This window comes from Algibacter sp., from assembly GCF_049667265.1.
GTDB lineage: Bacteria > Bacteroidota > Bacteroidia > Flavobacteriales > Flavobacteriaceae > Algibacter_B.
On sequence record NZ_JBATHX010000008.1, the window covers coordinates 1 to 8,046 of the forward strand.

General features: G+C 33.4%; 6 protein-coding genes. 4 read left to right on the forward strand and 2 right to left on the reverse strand.

What is annotated here, in order from left to right:
- Positions 1-164 precede the first annotated feature (164 nt).
- Complete coding sequence (locus WBN21_RS00260) at positions 165-782, reverse strand: DUF7486 family protein (RefSeq protein WP_424197316.1); 618 nt, start codon at positions 780-782, stop codon at positions 165-167.
- Between the two features lie 190 nt (positions 783-972).
- Here WBN21_RS00260 and WBN21_RS00265 point away from each other — a divergent pair, with 190 nt between their 5' ends.
- The 4 genes from WBN21_RS00265 (at position 973) to WBN21_RS00280 (ending at position 5,862) form a co-directional block, all read left to right on the forward strand.
- Positions 973-1,956: a sugar phosphate isomerase/epimerase family protein gene (locus tag WBN21_RS00265; RefSeq protein WP_424197317.1), complete on the forward strand. Its 984-nt coding sequence runs from the start codon at positions 973-975 to the stop codon at positions 1,954-1,956.
- Entirely contained in the window at positions 1,949-2,392 is a 444-nt protein-coding gene (locus tag WBN21_RS00270; RefSeq protein WP_424197318.1) for a TlpA family protein disulfide reductase, read from the forward strand. The genes WBN21_RS00265 and WBN21_RS00270 overlap by 8 nt, the downstream gene beginning before the upstream one ends.
- 18 nt (positions 2,393-2,410) lie before the next feature.
- Positions 2,411-3,055 carry a thiamine phosphate synthase gene (locus tag WBN21_RS00275; RefSeq protein ID WP_424197319.1) on the forward strand — a complete coding sequence of 215 codons (645 nt, stop codon included), beginning with the start codon at positions 2,411-2,413 and terminating at the stop codon, positions 3,053-3,055.
- Positions 3,056-3,342: 287 nt separating this feature from the next.
- On the forward strand, positions 3,343-5,862 hold the full coding sequence (locus tag WBN21_RS00280) for a CotH kinase family protein (RefSeq protein WP_424197320.1): 2,520 nt from the start codon (positions 3,343-3,345) through the stop codon (positions 5,860-5,862).
- 34 nt (positions 5,863-5,896) lie between these two features.
- On the opposite strand, the gene WBN21_RS00285 is transcribed toward WBN21_RS00280, so the two are convergent.
- Positions 5,897-8,046, reverse strand: a 2,150-nt coding sequence (locus WBN21_RS00285; RefSeq protein WP_424197321.1) for a tail fiber domain-containing protein, incomplete at its 5' end; no start/stop codon positions are given.

Below are 8,046 nucleotides of genomic sequence, written 5' to 3' on the forward strand. Positions count from 1 at the left end.
TTAAAATCCGCGTATTCAATATTCAAGTAAGATATATTTTGCTTTAGGTAATGCGCAATAAAGTCTATACGCATAAAAAGTGTTTACGTGCTCTACTTCTAATTAAGAAATAGGAAATCATAAACACTTTTAAAGGCACATGCCATAATAATATTACAGCAGTTCTAATTCTGTTTTAGTGCTTTTACATGTGCATATATTGATACATCATTTATGGTAGTTTCTTCTTTGGTATCAAGCAATTTAATACCTTTAATATCGTTTATTATGCCTTTTGGAGAAATGGCAAAAACCTTATAAAATGAATTGTCTTTATCAATAACTTTTATATAAACGATGTTGCCAGATTTTCCAATGCCTTTAATGGGCATTTGGTCGTTTTCTTCAGTTATGGCCATAATATCAAATAAAGTACCATCATTTGAAATAGCTTTTAATGGAAAATAGATTTCGGTTTCGTCAACGATTAGTTTTACAGGTAAGTGCTCGCCATCAACTATGGCTTTTACATCTAAAATACTAGTGTCATAAAAATTTTGAATGGCTTTAACATTGTGCATATTTCCATCTTTGTCAATAGCTTTTACTTTTATCAGCCTGGCATCAGGCAAATAAGCTTTTACATCCCAATAAATGGCTGGCATCATTTCGGTTTCAGGTTTATGAGAATCGGGGCGATTGGTATCTACATCCTGTGCATTGGCAAAGGACATACTTAAAATAAAAATTAGGATTAGGTTAATAAAATAAGAAGGACTGGTAAATTGTTTTTGCGTTTTCATCTGTATAGATTTTATCCATTAAATGTATGGATAACACCTTAGAATAATCATGACATATATCACCTTTATTTTAATTCATTTATTGAAATTTACTACATTTAAAAAGCCTCTTTATTTATCGTTATGTGCTGATTTTATTCGGTATATTTACTACTATTAAAACATATCTTCAATTGATAAACACCGCAATATGAATAAGCATCAAATTAAATATTCAAGAAGGGAATTTGCTAAACTTTCAGCAATGGGAATGGCAAGTATTCCGTTAATGTCTTTTCAAAATGAATTAATAAACAAGGCGTCGACTTCGTCAGAAAACCTCAATGTGCATTTGTTTTCAAAACACCTGCAGTTTCTTGATTATAACGATATGTCGGCAGCTGCAGTAGATATGGGTTTTGATGGTCTCGATTTAACCGTACGACCAAAAGGTCATGTATTACCAGAGAATGTAGTTGAAGATTTGCCTAAGGCTGTGGAAGCCATGAAAAAACATGGACTTACTCCTAAAATGATGTCCACAAATGTTTGGGATGCTCATAACATAGTGCAAAAAACAGTATTAGAAACGGCAAGTTCCTTAGGTTTTACTAATTACCGAACAGATTGGTTAAAGTACCCAGAAGATACGCCAATTGCTGAAAGCCAAGCGTTATTTGGTAAACAAGCAAAAGATTTAGAAATACTAAATGAAAGGTTAGAACTTATTGGTGGGTATCAAAATAATTCGGGTATGAATGTTGGCGCTCCAGTTTGGGATTTGCTACCCATTTTAGAAGCAACAAACGGAAAATTCATGGGGAGTCAATATGATATTAGACATGCTGTAATTGAAGGTGGTGAATGTTGGGAACTTGGACTACGGCGCATTAAACCGTTTATAAATTCTATTGTTTTAAAAGATGTTAAATGGGGCATTGTAGAAGGAAAATGGCAACCAATAAATGTTCCTTTAGGTGAAGGTATGGTTGATTTTAATCGTTACTTTTCTTTGCTAAAAAAATATAAAATTAATGTTCCTGTTTCGCTTCATGTAGAGTATGATTTGGGAGGTGCTGAAAATGGAAGCAATAAAATTACGATAGCTAAAAAAGAGGTTTTAACACGAATTAAAAAAGACTTAGTATTTATAAAAACAGCTTGGGCAAAAGCCGAGAAACCTAAAAATGAATAACGTAATAAAATCCATACCTGTTAAAGATTTAGATGGCCATGCTGTAGATTTAATGACAGCTTATAAGAATAAAGTTTTGCTACTTATTATTTACAACAATGATTGTTTGGGTTGTACAGGACGTGCCATTCCTTTGGCTTATGAGTTTCAGCAGCAATATCCATCCATTCAAGTTGCAGGTATTCATGCTGATTTTTTAAATAGAGAAGGAACCAAAGCTTCTATTAAAAGTGTTTTTACTAGTGGCGAGAATCCATTTCCTATTTATATTGATGAGCATCACAAAGTTTTTGACCAATTTAACTCAGAAGGTACACCACAATGGTTACTGATTTCAGAAAAAGGAGAACTGTTTCGTTCTATTTTTGGATCGCAAGACAATGCACAGAACCGTTTGTTTTATGCGATGGAAAGTCTTGTAGAAAATAATAACTAATAAGCGCAATTTTAAGACATGATTATACCTAAATTACATTATATATCTCAAGGAAACGTTCCAAAAGAAATTCTGGAAAACATACAAAAAGCTTGTACATCTGGTGCAGAATTAGTGCAATTACGTATGGAAAATACTTCGGAAAAAAAGGTTTTAAAGTTAGCTAAAGCCGCCATAAAAATCACCTCACATTATCAAACAAGATTAATAATTAACGGGTATTATAAAGTAGCGAAAGCCATAAAAGCAGATGGTGTGCATTTAGAAAAAACAGACGCCTGCCCTACCATAGTAAGAAAACATTTGTATCCTTGGCAAAGTATTGGCGGAGTAGCAAACACCTTAGAATATTGCGAAACATTAATTACTAAAGAAATCGATTATATTTTTTTAACCCCTTTTAAAGAAACAACAACCAAAGATAATTTGAATTCAGTTTTAGGTTTGAGCGGTTTTACTGCAATTACAGAAGCCTTAAAAACAGAAACACCTATTATTGGTTTTGGAGGCATAACCATAAATGATGTTACAGATATACTGAAAACTGGTGTTAATGGAATTGCAGTATCTGACGCCATTACACAAAATTTTAATTCCATAAAAACATTTAATCAATTACTAAAAGCATCTTCAACAGATGAGCAACGCCATACATTTGAATAAAACGTGAACGATTTTATAATTTTGTAATAAAGTTAAAATTGAAATGATCTTTAAAAAAGCTAAAGCTTTTAAAAAGTCATATTCATTGCTGATCTATTTTGTTAAATAAGGGTTCATGCATCTCGAATTCTCGAGGTTATTAACCTAGTATAAGAAACTCCATAAAGTGTCATAATTTCACCTTAAAAGGAAAAAAACAAAAATAATGTATGGTTTATGTATTGTACCATTTTCATTTTAAAAGACTTTTAAACCTTAATTTTGTAAAAAGCCACAATAAACAAGTTATGAAAAAAATTACTTTATTATTTATGATGCTTGCCATAACTTTCGGTTATTCACAAACATTACCTTTTAATTTTGATAATACACTACATGGCTTTATAGGAAATAGCGGAGCCACAGTTACAAATGGTGCCGGAAATGATGTGCTTCAAATTACAGGAGGTGTAGCAGCCTGGGATAATGCTCAAGTATCTTTCCCATCACAAATCGATCTTTCGGATGATGCAAATAATACTTTAAGGTTTTCATTTCAGTCAACAACTGCTGCTACAGGAGAGGTACGCCAGCATGGTGTTAGTTTTCAAAGTGATGGTATAGGTCCTGTAGAAATGAATTTTCATTCTATTGGTACCGACGTTATTAATGTTCAATTAAATTTTGGAGCAGGTTATACTTCAAGAGATCGCATGGTGATTTTTACTGATGTTGATGATTTTGGTGTTCAATCTGGTACTGGTGGTCAATCAGGTATGGGTACTGGTGGTCTTTCAGGCACATACATCATAGACAATATCAGCCTTGGTGCCGATCCCCTTTGTGGTGAAGGCGCATTGAATACTGACACATTTACAAATAGTAACTTACCAATTGTTATTATAGAAACAGTTGATGGCGCCACTATTCCTGATGAACCAAAAATTTTAGGAACCATGAAAATTATTCAAAGACCTGATGGCGCTAGAAATTTTGTGTGCGATGCTGATAATGAAGCGTTTTTGAATTATTCAGGGACAATTGGCATAGAAACTCGAGGATCGTCTTCACAAACATTAGATAAAAAGCCCTATTCGATTGACACTTTAGAGGATGACGGTATAGAAAATGACAATGTTGAATTACTTGGAATGCCAAAGGAAAATGATTGGGTTTTAAATTCTTTTGCTTTTGATGATAGTATGATGCGTGATTTTATTAGCTATGAAATGGCAAGAGAAATGGGCCAGTATGCTGTTAATTTAAAGTATTGTGAAGTTATTGTTAATGGCGATTACAGAGGTTTATACGCGCTTTCAGAAAAAATTAAAATTGATGGTGATCGTGTGGATATTGAAAAACTATCGGCTGATGACAATGCAATTCCAGAGATTACAGGAGGCTATCTAATACAAACTGATAGACCATCTGCAGAAGATCCTGAGGCTTGGTATAACAACGGTGCTGGATATATTCATGAAAAACCAAACTTTGACGATATTACTGCGCAGCAATCCACATATATTGAATCTGTTTTTAGAGATTTAGATGATTCTGCCAATAATTCAGATATTATAAATGGGTATCCTGCGGTTATTGATGTTCCTTCATTTATAGATTATATGTTGGTCGCAGAGATTGCCTCAAATGCTGATGCTTATGCACTAAGTACTTATTACCATAAAGATCGTGGTGGAAAATTAAGAGCAGGACCTGTTTGGGATTATAATTTAACGTTTGGTAATGATTTATTTTATATGTGGGGATATTATTTTGATAGAAGTTTTACTGACGTATGGCAATTTGAATATAGCAATACAGGGGCTCATTTTTGGAATGACCTGTTTGCTAACCCAATGTTTAAATGTTATTTATCTAAACGGTTTAATGACGTTACAAGTACTGGACAACCTTTAAATTACGATTATATTTCCAATTTAATTGATAGTACCGTTGCATTAATTTCGGAAGCTGTTGCTCGTGAAGATGAGCGATGGGATACTATTGATGATTTTCCAGGAGAAATAGCCAATATGAAGAGTTGGATACAGGAAAGAATTACATGGATGACAAACAACCTTGGCGGATTTTCTAGTTGCGATATGGTTGAAACTCCTTCCCTAGTTATTTCTAAAATTGATTATAATCCTTTAGAAACGGTTACATTTCCTGAGAGCGATGACTTAGAATTTATAGAAATACAAAATACAGGAAGTTCGACTGTTGATCTTACAGGAATATATTTAGAAAAATTGGGTGTTTCATATCAATTTCCTCAAAACGCTACTATTACTGCTGGTGAATCTATTTATTTAGCTGCAGATACAGCAACTTTTCAAGCTAAATATGGCGAAGCACCGTTTGGTGAATTTTTAAGAGATTTATCAAACAAGAGTCATAATTTAGTCTTGGTAGATGCGTTTGGTAATGTGATTGATAACGTGGAGTATTTTGATAAAGCGCCATGGCCAGAAGCTGCTGATGGTGATGGTTTTTATTTAGAACTTGTAGATGTTAATTCTGATAATGCTTTAGCAAGTAGCTGGATAGCTAAAAATAATACCGGACTAAGCACAAATGATATTGAAAATGGTGGATTCCATTTTAATATATATCCAAATCCAACTGAGGATAGATTGATGGTAAACTCACAGGAAACCATACAACATATTTCAATTTTCAATTTGCTGGGACAAGAAATAAAAACGTTTCAAATTAATGCTAATTCAAGAGAAATTAATATTGGTAACCTTGATGTTGGAACCTATATTTTAAATTTGAAATTAACAAATGGTTCAAGTGCTTCTAGAATGATTGTTAAAAAATAAAATTCTGTGTACTTTTTATATCTAGAATTTTAATTCAAAGATTTCTATCCATTTTTAAGATAGTTTTAATGGCTTCAATTTCTTTTTCTTGGATTTTAAGCTGAGTTTCTAATTTTTCGATTATTTCTTGTTGTTCTTGAACTGCTTTAACTAACGGAACTACAAAAGTTGCATAACGTAAACCATAGTGCGAAGTTTCATTTTTGGGTGCATCAACTCCGTTAAAATGATACTCATTATTTTTTGCTACTTGCTCTACTTCTTGTGCTATAAAACCACTTTGGATTTCTGCTTCCTTAAGCCTTTCACTATTTTTTAAACGTAAGCTACTTGGTGTTTTGTTAAAATTAGCAATGGCATTCATATCTAATTGGTAAGTAACAGGTCGCAGTTCCTTGATAAATTTTAACCCAACTACATTTTCTTTTATATTTTTTTTAAACCTACCATCAGACACATTTGTCCAATCGGTATATCCACCAATGGTAGTAACAGCATTATTGCCTAACCTAATAGTATTTGATGCTCCTGGCTCAGCATTATACCCTAAAGCTGTACTGTTTGTGAAGTTATCACCGGTACTAAAGGCATTATCTCCAATGGCAGTATTATTACTGCCTGTTGTATTTAGATATAGAGATTGATGCCCAATTGCTGTGTTATTATTCCCAGTATTATTATTACGTAATGATTCAAATCCACTCGCCGTATTATTATTTCCAGTACTATTAAATTGTAAAGATTGACTCCCGTTTGCCGTATTATTAACCCCAATAGTGTTCCAAAATAGAGAGTGATTACCATTTGCAGTATTATAATTCGCCGTAGTATTATTAAATAAGGACATATTACCACTTGCCGTATTAAAACTCCCAGAAGTGTTATGGTTTAAAGATTGAGAACCACTAGAGGTATTATAACTTCCTGTAGTAGTACCACGTAATGATTGATTACCAATTGCGGTATTAAATTCACCGCTAATGTTACTGTAGAGTGACTGGTTGCCATTTGCGGTATTAAAATCCCCTATAGTGTTATCAAATAAGGAATCTGTACCATAAGCCGTATTATTATTTCCTGTGGTATTTCTATATAAACACCAAGAACCATTTGCTGTATTGTGATTCCCAGAAATATTATGACGTAGTGAAAGTACACCACTTGCCGTGTTATTACTGCCCGTTGTATTATTATATAAGGAAGCAAACCCAATTGCTGTATTACTACTGCCTGTAGTATTACCAGGTAACGAAGAAGCTCCCATTGCTGTATTAGTTCCACCAGTAGTATTACTTGTTAAAGATTGATGTCCACTTGCTGTATTATACCACCCGGTAGTGTTATTATACAAAGAACCATTACCATTTGCGGTATTTGCCCAACCTGTAGTATTGCCACGTAATGATTGATTACCAGTTGCGGTATTATACTCTCCTGTTGTATTACTATAGAGTGATTGACTACCATTTGCTGTATTTCCCCATCCAGTTATGTTATTGTATAAGGATTCAGCACCAATTGCTGTATTATACTCTCCTGTATTATTATTCCGCAATGAAGCATAACCATTTGCGGTATTAAACCAACCATAAGTGTTGCTGTATAACGATTCAGCCCCACTTGCAGTATTATACTCCCCATCAATATTGCTTCTTAATGACTGACTACCATTTGCAGTATTATTACTTCCTATTGTATTACTGCGTAAAGAGAAATGACCATTCGCTGTATTATTATTTCCTGTTGAATTAGAAGATAAAGATTCGGAACCGTTAGCTATATTAGCAATACCTGTTGTATTAGCATATAAAGTTTGAAAACCTATTGCTATATTATCATGACCAGTTGCATTAAAATATAAGGATTCAGAGCCATTAGCTATGTTATTATAACCTGTTGTGTTAGAAAATAAAGACTCAGAACCTAATGCAACATTACGCTCTCCTGTTGTGTTTGATGATAACGATTCAAAACCAAGACCAACATTTTTATTATCAGATCCATCATCATTAGCACCAGTATTTATTCCTAAGAATACCGAGGAACCATTGTTTGTACCATCAAAATCACTTTTTCCATCAAATAAATCATCTATACGATCCACATTGCCTCCTGAACTTAGTGGGATCCAGGCAATGGTATTGTTTTCCCAGTAATAAAAGGTGCCATCTGTTGTGAGATAAA

Coding starts and splice junctions, on each gene's coding strand:
- WBN21_RS00260 (WP_424197316.1), bottom strand. CDS start 782: ATGAAAACGCAAAAACAATTTACCAGTCCTTCTTATTTTATTAACCTA.
- WBN21_RS00265 (WP_424197317.1), top strand. CDS start 973: ATGAATAAGCATCAAATTAAATATTCAAGAAGGGAATTTGCTAAACTT.
- WBN21_RS00270 (WP_424197318.1), top strand. CDS start 1,949: ATGAATAACGTAATAAAATCCATACCTGTTAAAGATTTAGATGGCCAT.
- WBN21_RS00275 (WP_424197319.1), top strand. CDS start 2,411: ATGATTATACCTAAATTACATTATATATCTCAAGGAAACGTTCCAAAA.
- WBN21_RS00280 (WP_424197320.1), top strand. CDS start 3,343: ATGAAAAAAATTACTTTATTATTTATGATGCTTGCCATAACTTTCGGT.